17 protein-coding genes and 1 pseudogene are annotated in these 26,993 nt (G+C 40.4%); 4 read left to right on the forward strand and 14 right to left on the reverse strand.

Features of this window, described 5'->3' with window-relative positions:
* A pseudogene (locus tag CTER_RS00825) lies at positions 1–250 on the reverse strand (hypothetical protein); the annotation flags it as partial.
* A gap of 159 nt (positions 251–409) precedes the next feature.
* On the opposite strand from CTER_RS00825, the gene CTER_RS00830 reads away from it, so the two are divergent.
* On the forward strand, positions 410–1,900 hold the full coding sequence (locus CTER_RS00830; RefSeq protein ID WP_004623029.1) for a Ppx/GppA phosphatase family protein: 1,491 nt from the start codon (positions 410–412) through the stop codon (positions 1,898–1,900).
* Between the two features lie 368 nt (positions 1,901–2,268).
* On the opposite strand, the gene CTER_RS00835 is transcribed toward CTER_RS00830, so the two are convergent.
* From CTER_RS00835 to CTER_RS00850, 4 genes are all read right to left on the reverse strand, one after another.
* Positions 2,269–3,462, reverse strand: a complete 1,194-nt coding sequence (locus tag CTER_RS00835) for an oxygen-binding di-iron domain-containing protein (RefSeq protein ID WP_004622976.1) — start codon at positions 3,460–3,462, stop codon at positions 2,269–2,271.
* Between the two features lie 208 nt (positions 3,463–3,670).
* Positions 3,671–4,672: an ABC transporter permease gene (locus CTER_RS00840; RefSeq protein WP_004623031.1), complete on the reverse strand. Its 1,002-nt coding sequence runs from the start codon at positions 4,670–4,672 to the stop codon at positions 3,671–3,673.
* A 10-nt stretch (positions 4,673–4,682) separates the two neighbouring features.
* Entirely contained in the window at positions 4,683–6,191 is a 1,509-nt protein-coding gene (locus CTER_RS00845) for a sugar ABC transporter ATP-binding protein (RefSeq protein ID WP_004623011.1), read from the reverse strand.
* A gap of 69 nt (positions 6,192–6,260) precedes the next feature.
* Complete coding sequence (locus CTER_RS00850) at positions 6,261–7,328, reverse strand: substrate-binding domain-containing protein (protein ID WP_004623028.1); 1,068 nt, start codon at positions 7,326–7,328, stop codon at positions 6,261–6,263.
* Positions 7,329–7,604: 276 nt separating this feature from the next.
* On the opposite strand from CTER_RS00850, the gene CTER_RS00855 reads away from it, so the two are divergent.
* The 3 genes from CTER_RS00855 to CTER_RS00865 are packed head-to-tail and all read left to right on the forward strand — an operon-like array spanning position 7,605 to position 11,044.
* Complete coding sequence (locus CTER_RS00855) at positions 7,605–9,416, forward strand: sensor histidine kinase (protein ID WP_004623021.1); 1,812 nt, start codon at positions 7,605–7,607, stop codon at positions 9,414–9,416.
* A 12-nt stretch (positions 9,417–9,428) separates the two neighbouring features.
* A complete protein-coding gene (locus CTER_RS00860; RefSeq protein ID WP_040759925.1) occupies positions 9,429–10,052 on the forward strand; it encodes a response regulator in 624 nt (207 codons plus the stop codon).
* Positions 10,053–10,060: 8 nt separating this feature from the next.
* The gene (locus tag CTER_RS00865) at positions 10,061–11,044 is read left to right on the forward strand and encodes a helix-turn-helix domain-containing protein (RefSeq protein ID WP_131469355.1); all 984 of its coding nucleotides are present in this window, start codon (positions 10,061–10,063) and stop codon (positions 11,042–11,044) included.
* On the opposite strand, the gene CTER_RS00870 is transcribed toward CTER_RS00865, so the two are convergent.
* From CTER_RS00870 to rpoB, 9 genes are all read right to left on the reverse strand, one after another.
* On the reverse strand, positions 11,045–12,355 hold the full coding sequence (locus CTER_RS00870) for an ABC transporter substrate-binding protein (protein WP_004623027.1): 1,311 nt from the start codon (positions 12,353–12,355) through the stop codon (positions 11,045–11,047).
* Positions 12,356–12,582: 227 nt separating this feature from the next.
* A complete protein-coding gene (gene tuf / locus CTER_RS00875) occupies positions 12,583–13,785 on the reverse strand; it encodes an elongation factor Tu (protein ID WP_004623013.1) in 1,203 nt (400 codons plus the stop codon).
* A gap of 95 nt (positions 13,786–13,880) precedes the next feature.
* Entirely contained in the window at positions 13,881–15,968 is a 2,088-nt protein-coding gene (fusA, locus tag CTER_RS00880) for an elongation factor G (protein WP_004623014.1), read from the reverse strand.
* 204 nt (positions 15,969–16,172) lie between these two features.
* Positions 16,173–16,643, reverse strand: coding sequence for a 30S ribosomal protein S7 (gene rpsG, locus CTER_RS00885; protein WP_004622996.1), 471 nt, complete (start codon positions 16,641–16,643; stop codon positions 16,173–16,175).
* 286 nt (positions 16,644–16,929) lie between these two features.
* A complete protein-coding gene (rpsL, locus tag CTER_RS00890; RefSeq protein ID WP_004622993.1) occupies positions 16,930–17,358 on the reverse strand; it encodes a 30S ribosomal protein S12 in 429 nt (142 codons plus the stop codon).
* A gap of 146 nt (positions 17,359–17,504) precedes the next feature.
* Positions 17,505–17,747 (reverse strand): ribosomal L7Ae/L30e/S12e/Gadd45 family protein, encoded by a 243-nt coding sequence (locus tag CTER_RS00895; protein ID WP_004623017.1) that lies wholly within the window; start codon positions 17,745–17,747, stop codon positions 17,505–17,507.
* A 206-nt stretch (positions 17,748–17,953) separates the two neighbouring features.
* Positions 17,954–19,504: a GyrI-like domain-containing protein gene (locus tag CTER_RS28515; protein WP_004623002.1), complete on the reverse strand. Its 1,551-nt coding sequence runs from the start codon at positions 19,502–19,504 to the stop codon at positions 17,954–17,956.
* 230 nt (positions 19,505–19,734) lie between these two features.
* On the reverse strand, positions 19,735–23,232 hold the full coding sequence (gene rpoC, locus CTER_RS00905; RefSeq protein ID WP_004623025.1) for a DNA-directed RNA polymerase subunit beta': 3,498 nt from the start codon (positions 23,230–23,232) through the stop codon (positions 19,735–19,737).
* A 19-nt stretch (positions 23,233–23,251) separates the two neighbouring features.
* Positions 23,252–26,992, reverse strand: coding sequence for a DNA-directed RNA polymerase subunit beta (gene rpoB, locus CTER_RS00910; protein ID WP_004623007.1), 3,741 nt, complete (start codon positions 26,990–26,992; stop codon positions 23,252–23,254).
* Position 26,993: the final 1 nt, after the last annotated feature.

Consider the following 26,993-nt stretch of genomic DNA (forward strand, 5'->3'; position numbering starts at 1 on the left):
CAATAGCCACATGCTTTTCTATTCCGTAGTCCTTCATCAGAAGAGTAAATTTTTTCAGTATCTCACAGGTTTCATAAATGGTCCCTGCCGATATCCTGCCGTCGTTAAAGGTATCCTTGCCAATTGAGGACGATATTTTTACATCCTCAATAAACTTTACTTTACCGCTCGGAGAGATTTCAGCCATGGTCATGCTGATTTTATTGGATCCTATATCAATTGCCGCTATGGTACTGTATTTTTCAGACAAATATAACCCCTCCCGCATATGTTCCATATTCAAATTCTACAATATATGACAATTACCAACAACAGTATTAACCTAAAGTTAACACTGAATTTTTAACATGAAATTCAGGATTTGTGTTAAAATTGTGTAGAACATCCAGCTGATAATAAAGGAGCACTTATGACCAGAACAGGCATTATAGATATAGGTTCCAACTCTGTAAGGTTGATTATTGTGGAAATAAAATGTGATAAATACTTTAGAATATTATACGAGCTTAAGGAATCCGTGAGGCTCGGCAAGGATATGGGGGCCGACAGCAGTCTTGATCCCCTCAGAATGAATAAAGCCGTAGATACTGTCATCAGCTTTAAAGCAATCTGTGACTCCTACGGTGTACAAAATATAATTGCTGTTGCAACTGAAGCGGTCAGACGAGCCTCCAACCAAAACGCTTTTCTGGAGCTTGTCCGCTCCCGTGCCGGTGTGGAGGTAAGGGTACTCTCGGGAGAAGAAGAGGCCTATTACGACTATGCGGGAGTTATAAACAGCATGGAAATTGCTGACTGCCTGATGATGGACATCGGCGGGAGCAGTATGGAGCTAATACTGGTTAAAGATAGAGAAATAGAATATTCAATAAGCATACCCTACGGCTCAATATCCTTAACCGAAATGTATTTAAACAATCCTGCAGGATTTACCCATGCCTTCGGCAGAATAACGGCCGACATCCCCTGGATTTATCAGGCTAAAGGGCTTCCTGTCATGGGTATAGGGGGAACCTTCAGAAATATCGGTAAAATCGACAGAAAACGCAAGGACTATCCCATTGACAACGTACACAATTACCGGCTGAGTGATACCGATATACAGGAGATACACTTTATTACCATTGATTTATTGTCAGGAAAGCTGAAAAAAATAAAGGGCCTGTCAAATGACAGAGCCGACATATTTATCGGGCCCATTGCGGCAATACAGTATATTATAAATCTCTGTAGCACCAAAGATATTTTTCTGAGCGGAAGCGGTGTCAGAGAGGGCCTGCTGTTCGAAAACATACTCAGGAAGAAAACCCCTGTTGCAAATGTTTTGGATTATTCCCTTGAAAATGCCATGGTCAACCTTGATGTGGAACAAAAACATGCCTGCCATCTATACAAGCTTTGCAGCAGTTTGTACACCCAGCTGAAACCCTTGTTCTGTCAGGCTGCAGATGCCGGCAAAGTGATAAAAACCTCTGCTTTGCTCCATGATTCCGGGATAAAGATAAACTTTTACGATCACCATAAACACACTTTTAACATTATTATGAATTCCAGATTAAGCGGTTTGTCACATAAAGAACTGCTTATGGCAGCCTACACAGCCGCCCTGCACAGAAAAGACGAATTTAAGATAGACCTTCAGGCTTATAAATCTCTTATTGACCAGGCAGATGTGCTTTTTATCCAGCAGCTGGGCATTCTGCTTAAAATCTCTGAAAAATTGGATTTGAAGTTAAATGGCAATGTAGAAAATATAAACTGCACCATAACTGAAGATTCTGTTGTGCTGACGCTCAAAACCACAAGTAAGGCCGACCAGGAAATAGCAGCCGCCCTGGATTGCAAAAATACTTTCAAGCGTCTGTTTAACAGAAAGCTTGTGATACTCCCCCGGGATTGATAATTTTAACCCGCTAATTCGGTTTATACCTGCTTCCTGCCTGACAGTATAATCGGTTATCCCCGATTATACTGGTACGCAAGTACAACTTCAAGCAATGGACTGCACGATAAAAGTGCTTACTGAAATTTGTAGGCGAAAAACAGGTATTTTAGCCGGCAAAGTGACTGGATGTCACTTTGAGCTTCAAATCGAGACAGGATGTCGAGTTTGAGCGACGGCAAAAATTACTTGTTTTGAACCGTACTATTTCAAGTAAGCACTTTGTGTGCAATCCATTGCTTGAAGTTAGTATGAAAGTACCAGTATATTCAGTAACAATTCTTTACTGGCAAAGCTGGTCAACAAACCAGCATACCCGGTTAATTTTATTTTCTTGCTTTCAACTGCCTTGCTATATCTCTTCCAACTTCCACACACTTTTGCAGTTCTTCCTCACCGGGCATGTATTTAAACCCCAGCGGTTCTGCGCAGATTGTCATACCCGCTTCGGCAAGCCTGTCACTTATCAGTTTATGGGCCTCTCCGCTCCAGCCGTATGAACCAAAGCCCATAGCAAGCTTTCCTTTGGCTTTTAAGCCCTTTAATTCCTCCAGCAGGGCAGCAGTAGGCCTAAGTACGGTATTGTTGACTGTACAGCTTCCCATGAGCACAGCAGCGGCTTTAAATATTTCAACATTCAGGTCACTCTTGTCCTTGGTTGCTATGTTAAATATCCTGTAATTGACGCCTTCCTCTTCAAGACCTTTTCCGAAGGCTTCTGCCATTGCCTTTGTGGAGTGATACATGGTATCGTATATGATTGTTACATAGCCTTCGTTGTAATCGGTTTCCGACCATTCCTGATATTTCTTAATTATCTGCAGAGGGTTGGTTCTCCAGATAACTCCATGACTTGGAGCAATCATATCTATATCAAGATTCAAAGCTAAAATCTGCTCTATTTTCTTTTTTATCAACGGCTTAAAAGGCCACAGTATATTAGTGTAATATTTAATTGCCTCTTCATAGAGCTCGCACTCATCAACCTCATCATTAAACATTGATATTGCAGCATAATGCTGACCGAAAGCATCGTTTGACAATGCCAGTTTAGCACCTTCCACATACGCCAGCATACTATCGGGCCAGTGGATCATCTGCATCTCTACGAACTTCAGTTTATATTCACCCAGGTCAAGAGTATCGCCGGTCTTGACTATCTGGAAATTCCAATCCTTGCCGAAATATTTCTTTATAATTTCAGCACCGTTTTTTGTGCAGTAAATCGGAGTGTTCGGTATTTTTTCCATGATAAGGCCCAGACTTCCTCCGTGATCCGGCTCGGAGTGGTTTATAACTATTGCGTCTATATTCGACAGACCAACCTCTTTTTCAAGATCCTCAACGAACTTTTCCTTATATGGGTCCCAGACTGTATCCACCAATACAGTCTTCTTATCCTTTATCAGGTATGAATTGTAAGAAGAACCTCTATGTGTAGACAGTTCATGTCCATGAAATACATCCAGTCCCCAGTCTCTGATGCCGCACCAATAAATATTCTTTTTTATCTCCAGCATATTACCCATCCTTTCAATCTAATCAAATATTATATTAAATACTTATAAGCTTTCCAAACTGCCCAATGTCTAACTATATACCCAGTTTGGGAATAATATAAACATATAATAAAATAATAGCATATTACATAAAATATATTATTGGTTAATGAAAATATTTTTAGTCAGTTCGCCGATGATCCGGTGATAAACTTAATTTATATTTCTCTTATGCTTTTTTATTATTCATGTTCTGTAATAATACTGCCAATATCAGAACAAGTCCTGTTGCTATGCTTTGATATTCCTGACGTACACCAAGCATTACCAGACCATTTTGCAGAATTCCGATAATAGCTACCCCGCCCAAGGTTCCGAATATTTTTCCTTCACCGCCGGCCAGTGCAATTCCGCCTAAAACTGATGCTGCAACAGAGTCAAGTGAATATGTACTGCCTGCACTTGTCTGCGCAGAACCCATTCTGGACGCCAGCAGTATTCCTCCGAATGCTGCCATAACTCCACTCAACGCATATACCTGCATCTCGAGTTTTTGAATATTTATGCCTGCAATTTTTGCTGCTGTGGGGTTTCCTCCCATGCAATAAATCCATCTTCCGAAAACGGTATGCTTTAATATTATGTTAAAAACAATGAAAAGCAGAATCATGATTATTATAGGCAATGGTATACCTAATATTTTAGTTGTTCCAAGAAAAATAAATTGTGTATCATCTACAATGATTGAATAACCTTTACTCACAATCAGTATTCCGCCGGTTAACACAAAGCCTGTTGCTAAAGTGGTAATTAAAGGATTTATTTTACCCTTTGTTATCAGCATTCCATTAACCAATCCCACCAGTCCGCCAAGGGCAAGTCCAAGCAGCAGGCAAATAATATAGGGAATACGCATGTTGGCACATAAATAAGCCGTGACCATGCCGCAGAACCCTGCATTAAATCCAACTGAAAGATCAAAGCCTCTGATAAGAACACAGAGAGTCTGGCCAATACAAACGATTCCAATAACCGAAATTGTCAACCCCAATGCCAGAAAATTCTTTAATGTCAAAAAGTACGGGGAGAGTATAGAAAAGGTAATTATAGAACCAATCAGAATTATGAACAGCATATATTTATTCAAGAATGATAACAGTTTCTGAGTAGTGTTTCCGGCTTCCTTATTATCATTTAAATTTTGTAAATTTTGAGCCTGTAGTTTTGTCATAGTTTCCACCTCACTGCATAATCGCATATTTTAAAATATCTTCTTCTTTTAAAGACTCTGTATTCTTTAATTCAGCATTTATGCAACCCTCTCTGAATACGAGTATGCGATCACTCAATGCCAGTATTTCAGGTAATTCGGAAGAAATCATTATTATTGACTTGCCTTCATCTGCAAGACTTTTTATCAATCTGTAGATTTCTGATTTAGAACCAACATCTATTCCTCTTGTAGGTTCATCAAAAATAAGAATTTGTGATTGTGCCCCAAGCCATTTTGATATTACCACCTTTTGCTGATTGCCTCCGCTTAAATTTTCAGCATTGGTTAAATCACTGCGGGTCTTTATTTTCAGCTTTTCAATATAATCAACAGCACACTTTTTATCTTCTTCATGCTTTATAAAAATCAAATTCCTCAGCTTGGCTATAAACGGCAGTGAAATATTCCACCTCAGTGGTGCCCTCAGTGCCAATCCCTCTCCATGTCTATCCTCTGTTACAAAACCTATTTTCTGTTGAACTGCCATTTTCGGGGATGTAATATCAATTTTTTTACCATTAAGATATATATCACCGGATGTTTTCCGGTCTATTCCAAATATCATTCTTGCAGTTTCTGTTCTGCCGGATCCGACGATACCAAACAAACCTATTATTTCACCTTTCCTCAGTTCAAAGTCCACACCTTTTACAACATTATCCCTTGCAAGACCTTTTACTTCCAAAACAACTTCTCCCGGTATGGATTCAGACCCGGTTTTTTTCTCAAAAAGATCCAGGTTTCTGCCAACCATCATCCCGATCAACTCTGAAATATTTGTTTGTTTTATATCTTTTGTACCAACAAACCTACCATCTTTCAATACGGTTATCCTGTTGCAAATTGTAAAAATCTCCTTAAGCTTATGGCTTACATATATAATAGATTTACCTTTGCTTTTTAAATCTTCAATAAGTTTAAACAGCTGCTCAACCTCTTCCTCCGATAATGATGAAGTAGGTTCATCAAAGGCTATAATGTCCGCATCTGTGGATAAAGCCTTCATGATTTCTATTAATTGCTTATGTCCCATGCTCATTGTTTCAACATGATTTGTTATTCCCAGGGTTTCGGCCACCCCGCCAAGTTTTTTCTGCTGCAGCAGAGTATCCTTTTTCATCTTTTCCCAATCCACAAAAACACACCATTTCTTAGGATAGGAAGCCATAAACATATTCTCGGCCACACTTAGCCTGGGTGCCATTTGGATCTCCTGGGGTATGGAACCGATACCAACCTGTTTTGCATGCTGAATACTCTTGATATTAACGCTGTTACCGTTAAGGATAATATCGCCGCTGTCTTTTTTATAAACGCCGGTTAATATCTTTAAAAGAGTAGATTTTCCTGCTCCATTTTCACCGCATATGGCATGAACTTCACCTCTGCCAAGCTGGAAGCTGACGTTGTCCAGGGCTTTAACCCCCGGGAAGGACTTGCATATGTTCTCCATTTTTAAAATAATGTCCTCTTGCATACAATACAACTCCATTCAGGGGAATCGAAAAACAGTTTAAACCTGTTTTTCGATTCCATATTCTTTTAATTACTTTTTATTTCCATAGTAATCCTTATAGTTGTCAGCCGTAACCAATTGGCAGGGAATTGCGCTCATTTCAGGCATTGTTTTGTTATTTACAACATTGTCATATAATGTCTGTATTGCCAGTGCTCCCTCATCGTATGCCGGCATTCCTATGGCTATAATACTATTGCTGCCTTTTTCAAATTCAGCCTGGGCAAGTTCGTACCCGCCAAAAGCGCACGCAATTACATTGTCCATGTTGAATTTGTTTTCCTGAAATATTTTTATCGGGGCAAGTGCTCCATCGTCATTTATACCGGTGACAATCCAGTGGGTAACCTGTGGGTTTGCATTTAATATTGCCGATGCAACCGGAAGGTTCTTATCAAACATGCCATCCTGTGATGCCTGCACTATGAAATCACTGTCTTTTAATTGGGGGCATGCCTTTTTTAGTGCCTCCTGATATCCAAGGGTCCTTTCATGGATAACTGAATTGGTTGGAACGTCAATTTGCATAACCTTGACAACATTTCCTTCTTTAAACCAGCCTCTGTCATTTGCAATTTTACCAAGAGCCTCTCCGCCCTGCATTGCAAGTTCTCTTACTGCAAATCCTATATGCGGAATATAGTTGCCTGCATCATCTTTCATGGGATCATCCGTTGTAACCAGAGCAATACCCGCATCCTTTAACTTTTTGGCAATGGCCGGTCCCAAACCTTGATTTGTTGCTGTAATTGCAACTGCATCAACTTTCTGGGCGATAAGATTATCTACTGCGGCCATGCAGGGTTCATCCTTAAGATTTGCATCGATTGATACAAAATCTACGCCCAATTCCGCTGCCTTTTCCTTCATACCCTTTTCCTCTTCCAAAAACCATGGGTGAGTCAGCATCTTACTGATATAGCCTATCTTTATTTTCCCGGCCGTCGCAGACTCCTGACCTGTAACCGCTGCGGTCTGAGCTGCGGCAGTTGAATCCGCGGTTTTTTCAGAAGTACCGCCACCGCATCCTGTTAATGCTGCTCCCAGAAAACATACCACAGCCAGTACGGCTGATAAATGTTTTACTACTTTTCCCATTTTAAATTCCTCCTCAAATTATTTATTGACGCTTCAACTTTACTTGCAAAAGCTGAACAATGATCTAATTTTAATATTAAAAAAATTTATTTTGAATTATTAGAATGGTATAAAGACTTTAAATTTGATTACTTTTTTTAAATAATACTGTTCAGGTTATACTTTGATTACTTTTAGACTTACAATTTGATTACTTTAATCATTTTGTCCCCGTTGCCGGTTTGCTGCTTATGTTAATAATGATATAATTGTGTTTATTAGTTGAGGAGGATAATGATGTTTTTTTCTGTACTGAGAAATTTTATTAACTTAAGTATTAGAAATAAAATAATTTTTTTATTCAGTATCCTTCTGATAATTCCAATTATTATAATAGGTTTATTCACGTATAATTATATAATTTCCGTTGTTCAGAAAAGAGCAGTTGATTATACAAGCGAAATCCAGCACTCCATAATCAGCAAAACGGATAGTTATTTTTCCCAGATGAATGATTTACTGATGAATATAGCGTATGAAACAAATGACATGACATCTTTGGATTTATCCCGGAGAGCTATGCCGGATAATGAAACCAGGCAGGATAATAAAACTCTTCAGTATTTAAAGGAAACCGATCAGATATATAATGTATTATTGGCCTCAACCCGCAAAAGCAAATATATCAATTCAATTTCACTCTATACAGAAAGCAGAAATGTCCTGGCTTACAAGACAATTTATAATGTCAATAACTCATATTCTCCGGATAATGAAGATTGGTTTAAAAAAGTGCAGGCCTCCAAAAGAGAAATCATCATTTCAAACACCCACAGGGATAACCAATTAATTGACAACAGTAAAAGCAATGTTATAACAATTGCCAGAAAAATATATAATCCCGCCGATTATTCTGAAATAGGTATTCTGGCTATGAATATCAGCCTTGATGCCATTAATGATTTATACAAGGATATTTTGAAAAACGAAGGTGTAAAAGTATACTTTGTTAATGGAGATGGTTTTATAAATTACTGCAATGATAATTCTCAATACATGGGATATCTTGATGCTGAAATCAAGTCTGACATCCTTAATCCGGAGGGGATTTTTACCTTTTTTGATAATGATGGCGCCAAAATGTTTGCAACCTACCAGACTTCAAGTCTCACAGGTTGGAAGATACTGTTTACAATGAAATATTCCAACCTTGTTTTAGAAGCCAATGTCCTGAAAGCAGTAATTATTATTGTTATTATCTTCTTATGCTCATTTTTATATTTCCTGATTGTTTACTTTTCCAAGAGGATCGTACGTCCTATCAAGAATTTGGAACTGGGCATGTCAACGGCAATACAAAGCAATTTCAAAAACAAGCTGGATATAACCTCGATAGATGAAGTAGGTCGCCTGGGCGAAAAATTCAACCTGATGCTGGATAAAATAAATCAACTTATTTCTGATGTTTATTATGAGCAGGATTTAAAGAGACAAGCAGAAATTAATGCTTTACAGGCACAAATCAACCCTCATTTTTTATATAATACGTTAAATACCATAAAGCTGATGGCAGTTCTCCAGAAATCGGATAAAATTGCAAATACCATAGACAGCCTTGTGAAGCTTCTCCAGTTTACAGCCAAGAAAACTGAAGAATTTGTGTCCATTAAAGATGAAGTTACTGCATTGCAGGACTATATCGAAATTCAAAAAGTCAGATATTATAATAAAATCAAGTTTATCTTTGAAATAGAAGAGGCTACATTATCATTCAAAACTCTTAAATTTACTCTCCAGCCCTTTATAGAAAATTCCATATTTCACGGACTTGAGCCCAGAGGCGGCAAAGGCACCATAACAGTTAAAATATTCAGGCAGGAGGATGATATTTGTTTTACTGTCAGAGATGATGGAACCGGAATGGATGAGGCTACTCTTAATAATCTGCTAAATACCGATCATGAAAACAAAAACAGCTTTAACAAAATTGGTATAAAAAACGTGCATCAAAGGATTAAGCTTTACTTTGGCTATCAATATGGAGTTAACATTAAAAGCCATATAAATGCCGGTACCGAAGCTCAAATAAAAATACCGGTTATTTTATAAAGGAGCCTGCATATGATTAAAATACTTATAGTTGATGATGAACCCCTGGTACGGATTGGCTTGAAATTAGCCCTGGAATGGGAAACACACGGTTTTACCATCGTGGGAGAAGCTTCTAACGGAGAACAGGCATTAAACCTTCTGGATCAGCTCTCTCCGGATATCGTAATCACTGACATTAAAATGCCTATTTTAGATGGTATAGGCCTTACAAAAGAAATATGCTCAAAATATTCAAATACAAAAGTTATAATCCTCAGTTCATATTCCGACTATGAATATGTTAGAGAAGCAATGAAGAATGGAGCGGTTGATTACTTAAGGAAGAATGACATTAACCCCGAAAAAATCCTGCCCATACTTTCAAAGCTCAAGGAAGAAATTATCAGGTACAAAGTATTTCCGAAAGACAGTGACAAGTACAAGCAGTACGTTACCGAATGTATTTCCATGCTGAGAGATGATTTTCTTAAAGAATTACTGGATGAAAACAGTTTAAACAAAAACGAAACCGAGGAATATTTAAGGAATTTTAACATCAATTTTCCGGAAGGATATTATATACTCCTTACTATTTATATTGACAATTTCAAAGACGTTCAAAAAAATACTCGGAAAAGGATGAGAAGCTATTGAGATTTTCCATGAAAAATATGGCTGACGAAGTCCTGGGCACCGCTTCGTCAGAATTTATCATGTGCAGTTCCAGTGAGTATGTTATGATTTTCCCGGTTGAACAAACGGAATCTTTTATTGAGGAATTACTTGAAACATGTAATGATTTTAAAGAAGTTTTAAATGATTATTTAAATATCAGTATTTCCATGGGTATCAGCAATATCCATACCGGCATAAATGGTATAAAAATTGCATATGGTGAAACTGTTAAAGCACTTTATTTCAAATTTTACAGGGCAAAGGGAAGCATCATAAGATATCAGGATATTAAATTTACAGAACTTGTTCAAATTAATCCCGGCTTAACTCAGCATTTGCTTGAAAGACTTCAGCTTATGATCAAATCAAAAAACATAAAACCGTGTAATGAGATATTGGAGGAAGTCCGGCAATTAATAATATCCGGCAACAAACTTTTAGATATTAAAGAATCCAGAAGTCTTTATTTGAATTTAATTGAAAAATTCAACTGGATTTTTCAGGAGGAATACTTTAAAAGCAATAAAAATTCAAACACCTATGAAAATATAGTTGTCGCAGAAAATATCAGTGATATTGAAGAAGTAATCAGAAATTACTTTATAGATAATATTGAATTAATTTCATCAGATGTGGACAAAAAGGATATTAATAAGATTTTAAAAGCGGTAGAGTATATAAATTTAAATTACGACAAAGAACTTACCCTTCAAACAGTGGCAGATAAGGTTAATCTAAACGCCTTCTATTTTTCGAGGGTATTTAAAAAAGAAACCGGTATCAGTTTTACAGACTACCTTACAAAATTAAGAATAGACAAATCAAAAGAGCTGTTGCTGGAGGGGATAAAGGCTTTTGAGGTTTCTGAAAAAGTCGGGTATTTAAACTATACCTACTTCAGCAAGTTATTTAAAAAAACTGTTGGTGTAAATCCGTCAAAATACAACATTATCAACTCCGGCAATAAATAATTATCTGTTATATATATGCTTTAGCGCCTCGGCTACACTGGTTTGGACCTCCTCAGGCTTTTCCTCCTTAAAAATCTGTTGAAGTCCATTTATAATTTCTTTTCCGGCTACCCCCAGTTTGGGGCTGAACGGCATAACTTTTGCATATGGAGCAATTTCGCCTAAAAAAGTATTAATTTGAGCTGAGGATAGTTTATTATAATTATTTGTAATGGAACTTCTTTGCGGCGGCAGCATTCCCATAGGAATAATGTAGCTTTCTACCGAATAATCCGATGCTGCCATAAACTTGACAAATTCCCAGGCGATATCTTTATATTGGCACGTTTCAGCAATTCCCAAAGAGTGGATTTCGGCATTGGTGCATTGTAATACACCATCTTTGGTCGGCATGGTTGTAACACCGAATATCTTATCAAAATTTTCGTCGGATAAATTGCTGTTGATATCCTGAAGTATACCTTTAAAATAAGTCCCATCCAGCTTGTAAACCATCTTGTTGTTGGCCATCAGCTCTCTTTCCATTTTAGTTTCCTTATTGACAGGAGAGTATCCATTTTCCGCTACCGAGCCAAACCACTTTAACGCATCTAAAACAGCGGGCTGCTCAAAGTTGGGATCGCTTGGATCCTCCAATAGATCCTTTGCTCCAAATGCCCAGAAATAAGGTAAGTTTTCTGTAAAGGCATAGTCAATGGTAGTGGTATCAATGCCTATTCCATAGACTTTCCCATCAAACTTTTTCTTAATTATTTTCAGTTGATTATTTAATTCATCAATGGTACGGGGAGGATTCTTTATTCCGGCCTGTTCCATAAGCTGCTTGTTATACCAGAATCCGCTGGGAGTCAGTGCCGCAGGGATGGCATAAAGCGTCCCATTATATTTTGCTGCATCTACAAAGCTTTTGGAATAGCTGTCAAGTATATAATTTCCTTCTTCGGCATAACCGGTGAGATCTATAAGGGTATCCTGACTTGCAAGCAATGCTGTCCAATATCCGGTCATTTGAATGATATCAGGCAAGCTGCCGCTTTCCGACATGATAACAAGCTGTCTGGGGCACTCGTCAAATGGTATGGGAATGTTTTCAATTGAAACATTTGGGTTCTTTTTAACAAATTCATCTATTATGGCATCAATTTTATTTCGTGTAGCCATTTCAGCAGATACCCAGTTGATATAGCTTAATTGCATCTTCTTATTATCAGCTGCTTTGGAACTGGTATCAGCAATTCTACATCCATTTGTAAATATAATTGTCAAAATTAAAGTCATTAAAGCTATGGCCATGAGAACAGCTTTCTTCATAAATTTCCTCCAAAAGGCTTCAACGCAGCCGCAGGGCAAATTAACCACTCAAAAACGTATTGTACATTGTCAATAGAGGGTATTAACATTTTAGCTGATATTTTTGAATATGTGCCGGCATTATAGATTCATTAATTATATATCAAAACATTGTCAACCGACAATATAATTTACCCCGGCACGAAAAAAAGAACCGATTTTCATCGGTTCTTTTTTATAATGCCATATTATTCAATTATCTTTGAAACGTTACCAGCACCAACTGTTCTTCCACCTTCACGGATAGCGAACTTAAGTCCTTCTTCCATAGCGATAGGAGTGATCAATTTGATCTTCATAGTGATGTGGTCACCAGGCATAACCATTTCAGTTCCTTCAGGAATTTCGATAACACCTGTAACGTCAGTTGTTCTGAAGTAGAACTGTGGTCTGTAACCATTGAAGAATGGTTTGTGTCTTCCACCTTCTGCAGCAGTCAGAACGTATACCTGACCTTCATAGTAAGTGTGAGGCTTAATTGATCCTGGTTTAGCTAAAACCTGTCCTCTTTCGATATCAGTTCTCTGAATACCTCTTAAGAGAGCACCGATGTTATCACCGGCAACAGCCTGATCAAGAAGCTTTCTGAACATTTCAACACCTGTAACGGTTGTCTTTCTTGGAGCATCCATCAAACCAACGATTTCAACTTCGTCTCCAACCTTTACGATACCTCTTTCAACTCTACCTGTAGCAACAGTTCCACGGCCTGTGATTGAGAAAACGTCCTCGACAGGCATAATGAATGCCTTGTCAGTTGCTCTTTCAGGAGTTGGGATATATCTGTCAACTTCATCCATGAGTTTCAAGATTGGTGCATACTCAGGAGCACTAACTTCCTTTGAAGTACACTCGAGAGCTAAAAGAGCTGATCCTCTGACAATAGGAGTATCATCGCCGGGGAATTCGTAGGAGCTCAATAATTCTCTAACTTCCATCTCAACCAATTCGATAAGTTCTTCGTCATCAACCATATCACACTTGTTCAGGAATACTACTATATAAGGAACACCAACCTGACCTGCGAGAAGGATATGTTCTCTGGTCTGTGGCATTGGGCCGTCAGCAGCTGAAACAACGAGGATAGCACCGTCCATCTGAGCAGCACCGGTGATCATGTTCTTAACATAGTCGGCATGGCCAGGGCAGTCAACGTGAGCATAGTGTCTTGTTTCTGTTTCATATTCAACGTGAGCAGTATTGATTGTGATACCTCTTTCTCTCTCCTCCGGAGCGGAGTCAATAGTACCATAATCTTTAAATTCAGCTCTTCCAAGTAATCCCAATACCTTGGTGATTGCAGCTGTTAAGGAAGTCTTACCATGGTCAACGTGACCGATTGTTCCGATATTAACGTGGGGTTTAGTTCTTTCAAATTTAGCCTTAGCCATTTTAAAATCTCCATCCTTTCATAAAGGCGCATTGCGCCACTTTGTAGATTTTGGTTTATTTAACAAAAGCATAAGCTCTTGCAATTAACATGAAATTAATCATTAGATTTACCGCTTCTGCCTGCAATAACCTTTTCCTGGATACTCTTAGGCACTTCTTCGAAGTGGCTGGTTTCCATTGAGAAGGTACCTCTTCCCTGTGTTGAAGAACGAAGTGCGGTAGCGTATCCGAACATTTCAGACAATGGCACCACTGCTCTGATGTTCTGAGCGCCGCTGCGTGCTTCCATACCTTCAATACGTCCTCTTCTTGAGTTGAGTCCGCCCATAACGTCTCCCATATATTCCTCAGGAACGTTTACGTCAACTCTCATGATAGGTTCAAGAAGGACAGGATTTGCTCTTCTGCAGCCATCTTTAAATGCCATGGAACCTGCTATCTTAAACGCCATTTCCGAGGAGTCAACTTCATGGTATGAACCGTCAATAAGAATAACTCTTACGTCAACTACGTTGTATCCGCCAAGTACACCGGCCTGCATTGCTTCCTGTATACCGGCATCGATTGGTGCGATGTATTCCTTTGGAATAGCACCACCGGTGATTTTGTTTACAAATTCATAACCTTCACCCGGTTCTCTCGGTTCGATCTCAATTACGCAGTGACCGTACTGACCTTTACCGCCTGACTGTCTTGCATACTTCATTTCTGACTTGACAGCCTTACGGATAGTTTCCTTATAGGAAACCTGCGGGTTACCAACATTTGCTTCAACCTTGAATTCTCTCATCATTCTGTCAACGATGATGTCAAGATGGAGCTCACCCATACCACCAATGATGGTTTGGCCGGTCTCGCTATCTGTATGAACTCTGAAGGTCGGATCTTCTTCAGCAAGTTTCTGCAACGCAATACCCATTTTTTCCTGACCGGCTTTAGTCTTAGGCTCAATGGCTACTTCTATAACCGGTTCCGGGAATTCCATTGATTCAAGAATAACTACATTAGCTTCTTCACAAAGGGTATCACCTGTCGTTGTATCTTTAAGACCAACAGCGGCAGCGATATCACCGGAATAAACCGTCTGTATTTCTTCTCTGTGGTTGGCATGCATTTGAAGAATTCTACCGATTCTCTCTCTCTTGCCTTTTGTTGAGTTAAGGACATATGAACCTGAGTTCAATGTGCCTGAGTACACTCTGAAAAAGCAGAGTTTACCAACATAAGGGTCAGTCATGATTTTGAATGCAAGAGCCGAGAACGGACCATTGTCGTCTGCAGGTCTTTCGATTTCAGTTTCACCGTCAACAGACATACCCTTTATAGCTGGGATGTCAAGCGGAGAAGGCATAAAATCAACAACTGCATCCAGCATCTGCTGCACACCCTTGTTTTTGTAAGATGAACCGCATACAACAGGTATCATTTTCAGGCTTATTGTAGCCAGTCTGATACCCTTCTTGATTTCCTCTGTAGTGATTTCCTCACCTTCAAGGTATTTCATCATTGTCTCTTCATCTTGTTCAGCAACTGATTCTAATAATAGATCACGATATTTTTTTACAACATCAGCCATGTCGTCAGGGATAGACGCCTCTTCGACTAACTGGCCCAAATCATCTTTAAAGAGCAGAGCCTTCATGTTAATCAAATCAACAATACCTTTGAAAGTATCTTCACTGCCTATTGGTAATTGTATTGGCACCGCATTACACTGTAATCTGTCTTTCATCATACCGATTACATTATAAAAATCGGCTCCCATAATATCCATTTTGTTAACATATGCCATACGTGGAACTCCATACTTGTCAGCCTGTCTCCAAACTGTTTCAGATTGGGGTTCAACACCGCCTTTTGCACAGAAAACTGTTACTGAACCATCGAGTACACGAAGAGATCTTTCAACTTCAACAGTGAAGTCAACGTGCCCCGGCGTGTCAATAATATTAATTCTGTTACCCTTCCACTGTGCTGTAGTAGCGGCAGAAGTAATGGTTATACCTCTCTCCTGCTCCTGCTCCATCCAGTCCATAGTAGCAGCACCTTCATGAACTTCGCCGATCTTGTGAACTTTGCCTGTATAAAACAGTATACGCTCAGTTGTTGTAGTTTTACCAGCATCTATATGAGCCATTATACCGATATTTCTTGTATGTTGCAAGTCAAATTGCCTGGGCATGATTACCCTCCTTTCGCGATAGTCCAAATTGATAATTTTCAACCACGATAGATTGCTATCAATTCTTCAATTTTGTCTTAATTTATTGTGTCATTTCTTTCTTATAATACCCCATTTATCAATATGCAGTATAAGAAAAATATAAATTTTACAAATTCTTAACATGCATAATGAGGCTGCTGCCAGAGCTTGCCAATGATGGTATTACCATCTGTAGTGTGCAAACGCTCTGTTGGCTTCAGCCATCTTATGAGTATCTTCTTTCTTCTTGTATGCTCCGCCCATGTTGTTGACGGCATCCAATAATTCACCGGCAAGTCTTTCCCTCATAGTACGCTCGCCTCTTTTGCGCGAGTAATCAACAAGCCATCTTAAACCCAAAGCTTGTCTTCTATCAGGTCTGACTTCCATAGGAACCTGGTAGGTAGCACCACCAACTCTTCTTGCTTTTACTTCGAGCACAGGCATGATGTTTGCCATAGCCTCTTCAAAAACTTCGAGAGGATCTCTGCCGGTTTTTTCTTTCATGATATCAAAGGCATCATAGCAGATTTGTTGTGCTACACCCTTCTTACCATCATACATTACATTGTTGATTAATTTAGTAACAATTTTACTTCCGTATATTGGATCAGGTAAAACGTCTCTTTTAGAAATATGACCTTTTCTTGGCACTTTACTTCCCTCCTTTTATGATAACATTTAGTATGGGCCAAACCCATAGGAACGTATCACAGGTACTCGTGGTTTAAACCGTCGTCAGCGCAAGTACTGTTTCATAAAATATACCTTAATAGTTTAACAGACTATAGATCAATTTATTTATGATGAACTGTCAGGGACAACCGGACAGTCCATTGAACCTATTTTCTCTTAAATCAAGTATGCCGTAGCATACCTGCGCATATATATAATCACGTACTAAGCACCTAACATTTTAAATTGTCAGCACGCTGTGGTATTACTTTTTAGCGGCACCAGCCTTAGGACGCTTAGCGCCGTATTTCGAACGGGCCTGCATTCTTTTGGCAACTCCGGCAGTGTCAAGAGTACCTCTTACTATGTGGTATCTTACACCAGGCAGGTCCTTAACTCTTCCACCCCTGATAAGAACAACGCTATGTTCCTGCAGGTTATGACCTATACCAGGAATATATGCAGATACTTCTATACCATTTGTAAGACGGACTCTGGCAACCTTACGAAGAGCCGAGTTCGGCTTCTTTGGTGTTGAAGTCTTAACAACAGTACAAACACCTCTTTTCTGAGGGCTGCTGATATCTGTAGGTTTTTTCTTCTTTGAGTTAAATCCCTTCTGGAGAGCTGGAGCAGTGGATTTCTTTTCCATTACTTCTCTGCCCTTTCTAACCAGCTGATTAAATGTTGGCATTAGTACACCTCCTTTCAAGGTAATTAATTATATATATTAAATATATCATCCTCAAACAGGTCGAGGCGATAAACAATATAACCGGTAAAACACTCATCCGTACCTCTGCAGGTAACGGGTTCCATTGAAAGCTTGCGTTATAAGCTCTATTTCAAAATACATGCAACAGCGGCTTCAACTTCAATGCCGCAGGCTTTCCCAAGCTGCTTCATAGAGTCTGCATATGTTATTGGAACGGATGTCTTTTCACAGAGTTCTATAATACCTCTTACAACCCTCTGTTCGCAGTCTTTAGCTATTATTACCCTCGCTGCCGCACCGTTTTCCACAGCTTTTGTCGACTGTTTTACACCGACTGTCTTTTTACAGTGTTTAAAATCCTCTAACAATTTAACTCCTCCGCTTGACGGCAGTACCGCCAATTGCTACTTATTACTCATGCTTTACCCGTGCTTTCATGGTATCTGAAACGCAGCAACTTGTTTTTTAAACACACAAAAAAAGGCACAAAATAATGCACTGAATTATTCTATCACTCTCATACGCCTTTTGTCAAGCCTGCATAAGTTTATCAGTAGATACCGCTTCTTTGCAACTAATTGCCGTATAATATTTCTTCTGAAAAATCAAACAGCTTTTTAACTATTTTTATCATTTCTTCGTTTGCATTATCCCATACAAATGACGGAAACAGCGGACATTTGGACTTTTTTTCTCCATCCAGCTTAAGGGTCACTGCAAGGCGTTTTCGCTTTCCCGACCTGTCGGTTTGGGTGCAATAACCACAGCCATCGCATATTTTTGTGCGGCTGAAAACCAGGGTTTTCAACTCATCGTCCATTTGGTCATAATATTTTAATACTTTACTTAATTGCGGAGATTTAAATTCAAAAATCATCTGCTCTAATTTTTTATAATCATAATATATATTCATGTGTGCCTTTTGCTTATCCGGATATTCCTTTTCATAAACAACTCTCAAATGGTCATACTTGCAATTGTAACCCTTTTGGATAAAAAGCCCTTCCAGTTGGGAAATAAGGTCTGCATTTCTGATCCTTCCAAACATTCCCGCCGCAGTGATTTGTTTTCCCTCAACATACCCGTGAAGGAAAGCATGTACATCTTTGGGATTGATTTTTAAGCCCTCTGCATTGCTGCAATAAAATTTCCAGGCAGGAAAGATCTCTTTATATTTATTATGTGTAAAAAAATACTCATCCTTGTTTTCGACAGATGTAAGACCGAAGAGTGAAAGTTTATTCTTCATTCTATTTTGAATGACCATTTTATCTTTTTTTATAAGCAATCCTTCCTGCACTGCTTCACCTGCCAATCCCATCCTCATCAAATATTCAAAAAACGCCAGGAAGGTCTTTCTGATATTCTGCATTTTAGCGCTGAGCTCAGGCTTGCTGCTGCCGGGCTGCCAGTACTCATAGCAATCGTCATCCTCATACGGTATGCCAATAAGTGGTAAATCCGCGTATATTGCATTGATACTTTCATAAAGAAAATCATACATCTGTCTTTGTGAATTTTCACCGGCACTGTTGCTGCAAACCGCTTTGAAATCAGGATAGGCAGCCAGATACGGATATATTACTCTCTTCCCGAGACTTTCGAATGATTTGGCTAACGGGATATAGTAATCCAGAATGATCTCGCCGTTTTCATCAGGTGTCAAAAATCTTTGGCCATTAAATATTTCCATTGACCATTTCAATTGATTGGGACATAGCTTTTGGTCTCTTATGGCCTGCATTGTCAGTGTATGTGCATTTGAGGTCACATCTTCCGAATCCCTGCCTTTAATCCAGCACCTTCCTATTTTTACATCTCCGATTTCATACATAACATAGCCTTCCGGAACAGTAACCCCCTCCTTGTAAAGCATTCCGCAAACATATGAAAATCTTCCGTAACCCATATCCCAATTGATGGTAGCACCCACATACCCAGGTTCATATAAAAATTCCCACTGCTTTTCAAGCTCCTTGAAAGTCCCGTCGGCAAGGCATTTGTCCCAAAAGGCAGGAATGCGGTTATCACCCTGTATATGTGTCTGTATGTTATATTTTGACTCTCTGCCCACTAAATATACTTTTGGCATATCTGATATTTCAAATTTAAAAATCCTTGCCAATTTTATTCCCCCTTTAACAAACGGCTAATTATAACTATATATTACCATCTGTGTAATTATTGAGAAAGTCAGATTTTAAGTTTGTCAAAATAAAATATACCGATACCTGTTTTGTAAAACGCAGCAAAAGCGGAGAACAGTGGTTTGACTGTCTCCGCTTTTTTAATTGTTAAATTTGGTTTATATAATTAAAGTACAACCTTCACCAATTGAATCCCGGCTTCGGTCTCCTACTCAATTACATTGCTGATGCTGATGTCCTTGTAGCGGCTCATACCGGTACCTGCCGGGATAAGCTTACCAATGATGACATTTTCCTTAAGACCTAGAAGAGGATCTACCTTGCCCTTTATAGCTGCTTCAGTCAGGACTCTTGTTGTTTCCTGGAAGGATGCGGCCGACAGGAAGGATTCGGTTGCAAGGGACGCCTTTGTTATACCCAGCAGAGTACGTTCGCCTGTTGCAGGTGTCAAACCGGCCTCCACAGCCTTGGCATTTTCCCTCTCGAATTCAAATATGTCAACCAGTCCGCCCGGTAACAGATTTGTATCCCCGGCATCATCAATTTTAACTTTTCTCATCATCTGTCTTACTATAACTTCAATATGCTTATCATTGATATCAACACCCTGCATTCTGTAAACTCTTTGTACTTCCTGCAGCAGATAAGCCTGAACGCCTTTGATGCCCTTGATCTTAAGGATATCATGCGGATTTACCGAACCTTCGGTCAGTTCATCACCGGCTTCCACAACATCCCCGTCATATACCTTGATTCTGGATCCGTAAGGTATCTGGTAGGATTTGGTTTCACCGTCTTCTGCTGTTATGATAACCTCTCTCTTTTTCTTCGAGTCGGATAACTTAACAGCACCCGCTATTTCAGAAATTATTGCAAGACCTTTTGGTCTTCTCGCTTCAAACAATTCCTCAACACGGGGGAGACCCTGTGTGATATCGTCACCCGCAACACCGCCGGTGTGGAAGGTTCTCATTGTAAGCTGTGTACCAGGCTCACCTATGGACTGGGCTGCGATAATACCCACAGCTTCACCCACATTGACTGAATCGCCTGTAGCAAGGTTGGCGCCGTAACATTTTGCACAGATTCCAACTTCCGAGTGACAGGTGAGGACTGATCTGATTTTTATTTTCTTTATACCTGCATTAACTATCCTGTCAGCAATCTTTTCGTTTATAACATCATCCTTGGCATGAATCAATTCTCCGGTGGCAGGATCAAATACATCTTCAATGGTGTATCTGCCTACAAGTCTCTCGGACAATGGTTCTATTACCTCAGTGCCGTCCTTTACATCGCCTATCTCGATACCCTTATCGGTTCCGCAGTCAAGTTCTCTTACTATAACATCCTGTGATACGTCAACAAGACGTCTTGTGAGGTAACCTGAGTCGGCAGTTCTGAGGGCCGTATCGGCCAGACCTTTTCTGGCTCCGTGAGTTGAAATAAAGAATTCCAGAACGTTAAGCCCTTCACGGAAGTTTGATTTTATAGGTATCTCGATGGTCTTACCAGAGGTATCGGCCATCAAACCTCTCATACCGGCCAGCTGTTTGATCTGGTTGATATTACCTCTCGCTCCTGATTGGGACATCATGTAAACAGGGTTGAACCTGTCAAGGTTGTCAATAAGAGCTTTTGTAATATTTTCACCGGTCTCGGTCCAGGCGCTGATAACAGAGTTGTATCTTTCTTCGTTGGAGATAAGACCTCTCTTGTACTGCTTAACTATATTATCAATTGTATTTTCAGTTTCCTGCAAATACTGTTTCTTTATTTCAGGTATAACCATATCGGATACGCTGATGGTTATGGCTCCCTTTGTTGAGTACTTGAAGCCCAGAGCCTTTATCTTGTCAAGGATGACTGCAGTCTTGGTAGTACCGTGAACTCTGATACATTTGTCAATGATCTTGCCAAGCTCCTTCTTACCAACCAGGAAGTTGACTTCCAGATCAAACTTCTTATCCGGGTCAGATCTGTCAACAAAACCCAAATCCTGAGGAATTGCTTCATTAAATATCAGCCTGCCCGCAGTACACGCGATGAGACTTTTCTTCATTACTCCGTCAATCAGCTTTTCAATACGGACCCTGATCTGTGCATGAAGTCCGAGGACTCCTTCCTGGTAGGCCATCAGCACTTCGTCCATGCTTCCGAATACCTTGCCGTCTCCGGGTTCGTTTGGTTTTTCAATTGTCAGGTAATAGCTTCCCAAAACCATATCCTGGGTAGGAACGGTTATAGGCTTGCCATCCTTCGGTGCCAGCAGGTTGTTTGCCGACAGCATGAGGAATCTTGCCTCCGACTGCGCTTCAGCTGACAAAGGCACGTGAACGGCCATCTGGTCACCGTCAAAGTCGGCATTGTAAGCCGAGCATACCAGAGGATGGAGCTTTAATGCCCTGCCTTCAACAAGCACAGGTTCAAAGGCCTGTATACCGAGTCTGTGAAGTGTCGGGGCACGGTTGAGCAATACCGGATGCTCCTTGATTACTTCTTCCAATACGTCCCAAACTTCATTTCTGACTCTTTCGACCATTCTCTTGGCACTCTTTATGTTGTGCGCCAGACCGTCATTAACCAGCTTTTTCATAACGAAAGGCTTGAACAGCTCAAGAGCCATTTCCTTTGGCAAGCCGCACTGGAATATCTTAAGGTCCGGTCCCACAACGATAACCGAACGTCCCGAGTAGTCAACACGCTTACCCAGCAAGTTCTGACGGAAACGCCCCTGCTTTCCTTTAAGCATATCCGACAGGGACTTGAGCGGTCTGTTTCCGGGACCGGTAACAGGGCGGCCTCTTCTTCCGTTATCTATGAGCGCATCCACAGCTTCCTGGAGCATACGCTTTTCGTTTCTGACAATTATATCAGGGGCTCCTAAATCAAGAAGTCTCTTTAATCGGTTATTTCTGTTTATAACCCTTCTGTAAAGGTCATTTAAGTCCGAGGTTGCAAATCTTCCGCCGTCCAGCTGTACCATAGGTCTTAATTCCGGAGGTATAACAGGCACAACATCAAGGATCATCCATTCAGGACGGTTTCCCGACAGTCTGAAAGCTTCAACAACTTCCAATCTTTTTACTGCTCTGATCCTCTTTTGTCCCGTAGAATCCACCAGGTCGTTTCTCAGCTCTTTTGAAAGGCTTTCCAGGTCAATTTCCATCAGCAGTTCCTTGACCGCTTCTGCACCCATTGCAGCCTTAAAGCTGAGTCCGAATTTTTCAACACTGTCCCTGTATTCCTTTTCGGTAAGCACCTGTTTCTTGGACAATGGTGTCTGTCCAGGATCGATTACCACGTAAGAAGCAAAGTACAAGATCTTTTCAAGTGATCTTGGGGACATATCAAGAATCAAACCCATTCTGCTGGGTATACCCTTGAAATACCAGATATGTGAAACCGGCGCAGCAAGCTCGATGTGACCCATTCTTTCTCTTCTTACCTTTGAACGGGTAACTTCAACTCCGCATCTGTCGCAAACAATTCCCTTGTATCTGATCCTCTTATATTTTCCGCAGTGGCATTCCCAGTCCTTTTGAGGTCCGAAAATCCTTTCGCAGAATAATCCGTCTCTTTCCGGCTTTAAAGTTCTATAGTTAATTGTTTCAGGTTTTTTTACTTCACCTTTTGACCATTCTCTGACCTTTTCCGGAGAAGCTAATCCTATTTTAATAGAATCAAAATTGTTCAGTTCAAACATAATAGCTTATCTCCCTTCCTTAAAAATCCTCATCGTCAAAGTCTTCACCAAGCGCTTCGTCATCGGCAAATAATTCATCCGTCAATTCCTCTTCAAGATTATCTCCTGTGCTGATGCTTCCGATATCAAGATCATCAATATCCAGATCATCCTCAAGGACATCGTCCCTCAACTCATCATCAAAATCATTTGTGATAACAACTTCGTCTTCTCTGCCCTCGATGTTTACATTCAACTCTTCAAGATCATCATCAACCGATTCCTTAATGGCAATTTCTCCCTGTTCTTCAGAGTACACCTTTACATCAAGTGCAAGACTCTGGAGTTCTTTTATAAGAACTTTAAAGGACTCAGGTATTCCAGGTTCAGGAATGTTTTCACCCTTAACGATTGATTCATAAGTCTTAACTCTGCCCACAACATCATCTGACTTAACAGTCAGAATTTCCTGCAGTGTATAAGCAGCACCGTATGCCTCCAATGCCCAAACTTCCATTTCTCCAAATCTCTGTCCGCCGAACTGTGCTTTACCTCCGAGAGGCTGCTGGGTTACCAGTGAGTACGGACCTGTTGAACGGGCATGGATCTTGTCATCAACAAGATGTGCAAGCTTCAGGTAATACATGTACCCTACTGTTACTCTATTGTCAAATGGATCACCGGTTCTTCCGTCATAAAGCACGGTCTTGCCATCCGGATCTTTACCCGCATGGATCAATGTGTCTTTAATGTCTTCCTCGGTAGCCCCGTCAAATACAGGTGTGGCAATTTTCCAGCCCAGAGCTTTGGCTGCAAAACCCAGATGCACTTCAAGCACCTGACCGATATTCATACGAGAAGGAACGCCGAGAGGATTTAAAACTATTTCCAAAGGAGTTCCATCAGGAAGGAACGGCATGTCTTCCTCAGGGAGTATTCTTGAAATAACACCCTTGTTACCATGTCTTCCCGCCATCTTGTCACCAACGGAAATCTTTCTCTTCTGGGCGATATAACATCTGACCAGCTGATTTACTCCGGGCGGCAATTCATCGCCATTCTCACGGGTAAATACCTTAACATCCACAATAATACCGGATTCACCGTGAGGTACTCTCAGGGAGGTATCACGGACTTCTCTCGCCTTTTCACCGAATATGGCTCTCAATAGGCGTTCTTCGGCAGTAAGTTCGGTTTCTCCCTTCGGAGTGACCTTACCTACCAGAATATCTCCTGCACGAACCTCGGCACCAATCCTGATTATTCCTCTGTCATCCAGGTCCTTTAAGGCTTCTTCTCCCACATTCGGAATATCCCTGGTGATTTCTTCAGGTCCCAGCTTGGTATCTCTGGATTCGGCTTCGTATTCCTCAATGTGGATTGAAGTATATACGTCTTCCTTAACAAGCTTTTCATTTATGAGGATAGCATCCTCGTAGTTATATCCTTCCCAGGTCATAAAGCCTATGAGGATATTTCTTCCCAGTGCAATTTCACCATTGTCGGTTGAAGGACCGTCAGCTATAATATCGCCCTTCTCAACAACCTCGCCTTTTCTTACGATAGGTCTCTGGTTCAGACAGGTGCCCTGGTTTGAACGCATGTATTTGAGAAGCTTGTATACATCCTTTTGCCCGCTCTTGGTCTTGATGGTTATTTCACTTGCCGATACCTTGTCAACGACACCCGGATTTTTAGCAATAACGCAAACACCTGAGTCTCTGGCTGCTGTGTACTCTATACCTGTACCGACTATTGGAGAATCGGCCTTTATAAGAGGCACGGCCTGACGCTGCATGTTGGAACCCATGAGGGCACGGTTGGCATCATCGTTTTCAAGGAACGGAATCATTGCAGTCGCAACAGAAACCATCTGCTTGGGTGATACGTCCATGTAGTCCACTTTGTTGCTTTCGACTTCCAGTATTTCATGCCTGTATCTGGTAATAACCTTGTTTGATTTAAATCTGCCCTCTTCATCCAGAGGCTCTGTAGCCTGGGCTACTATAAAAGGATCTTCCACGTCGGCAGTAAGGTATACAATCTTATCCGTAACCCTTCTGTTTTCCTTGTCAACTATTCTATATGGTGATTCAATAAAACCGTATTCGTTAACTCTCGCATAGGTACTCAAAGAACCTATCAGACCTATGTTCGGTCCTTCAGGAGTTTCTATAGGACACATGCGGCCATAGTGGGAGTGGTGAACGTCACGGACTTCAAAGCCAGCTCTCTCTCTGCTCAAACCACCGGGTCCCAGTGCGCTCAATCTCCTCTTGTGAGTTAATTCTGCAAGCGGGTTTGTCTGGTCCATGAACTGTGACAACTGGCTGCTTCCAAAAAACTCTTTTATTGATGCGGCAACAGGTCTGATATTTATGAGAGCCTGAGGAGTGACAATGTCTATATCCTGTATAGTCATTCTTTCTCTCACAACTCTTTCCATTCTGGACAAACCTATCCTGAACTGGTTCTGGAGCAATTCACCCACCGAACGCAGTCTTCTGTTGCCCAGGTGGTCGATATCATCAATTGTACCGATACCATAGTCAAGATTTATTATATAGCTTATTGAGGAGATGATATCATCTATTGTTATATGTTTTGGAATAAGATCGTTAATCCTTTCGGCAAGAGCCTTCTTGATCTGATCTTTTCCGCTGTTGCTGTCAAGTATTTCCTTCAAAACCTTGAATTGAACTTTTTCAGTTATCCCTAAATCAGTAACATCAAAATCAACAAAAGAACGTATGTTGACAGTATTGTTACCGATAACCTTGACGGATTTTCCCTCTACGGTGACAAATACAACGTTTACGCCTGAATTTTGAACTGCTTCAGCCTTTTCTCTGCTTATAACCTCACCGGCCTCCACCAGTACCTCACCGGTTTCTGCCAAAGCAATATTCTCAGCAGCTATCTGCCCGCTGATCATATTGGATATGGAAAGCTTCTTATTGAATTTAAACCTGCCGAATTTGGCAAGATCGTATCTTTTTGCATCAAAAAACAAGCTGTTTAAAAGAGTCTTTGCGCTGTCAACCGTAGGAGGCTCTCCAGGTCTCAATCTCTTGTATATTTCAAGCAGACCTTCCTCGCTGGTCTTTGCATTATCCTTTTGAATGGTCGCAAGGATTCTTTCATCTTCCCCAAGTAATTGCGTAATCTCGTAATCAGTACCATAGCCCAAAGCCCTTAACAGCACTGTAAGAGGCAGCTTCCTTGTTCTGTCGATTCTTACCGACAGGATATCATTGGAATCTGTCTCATATTCAAGCCATGCACCCCTGTTCGGGATTACTGTATTAGAGTACAACTTCTTACCTACACGGTCAAACTTCATTGAATAGTAAATACCAGGCGATCTGACGAGCTGACTTACAATTACACGCTCTGCACCGTTAATTATAAAGGTACCGTTGTCTGTCATTAATGGGAAATCACCCATAAAGATTTCCTGTTCCTTAACTTCTCCGGATTCCTTGTTAATTAATCTGACCTTCGCCTTGAGGGGAGCAGAGTATGTAGTGTCTCTCTCCTTGCATTCTTCGACACTGTACTTTGGTGTGTCATCAAGCGAGTAATCAACAAAATCCAAGATAAGGTTTCCGGTGTAATCCATAATTGGAGATATATCTCTGAAAACTTCTCTGAGACCTTCGTCCAAAAACCACTGATATGAATTCTTCTGGACCTCAATCAGGTTTGGCATTTCAACGACTTCTTGAATTTTAGAGTAACTCATCCTGGTGTTTCTACCCAATTTTACGGGTTGTACCATA

The organism is Ruminiclostridium cellobioparum subsp. termitidis CT1112 (assembly GCF_000350485.1).
Classification (GTDB): domain Bacteria; phylum Bacillota; class Clostridia; order Acetivibrionales; family DSM-1351; genus Ruminiclostridium; species Ruminiclostridium termitidis.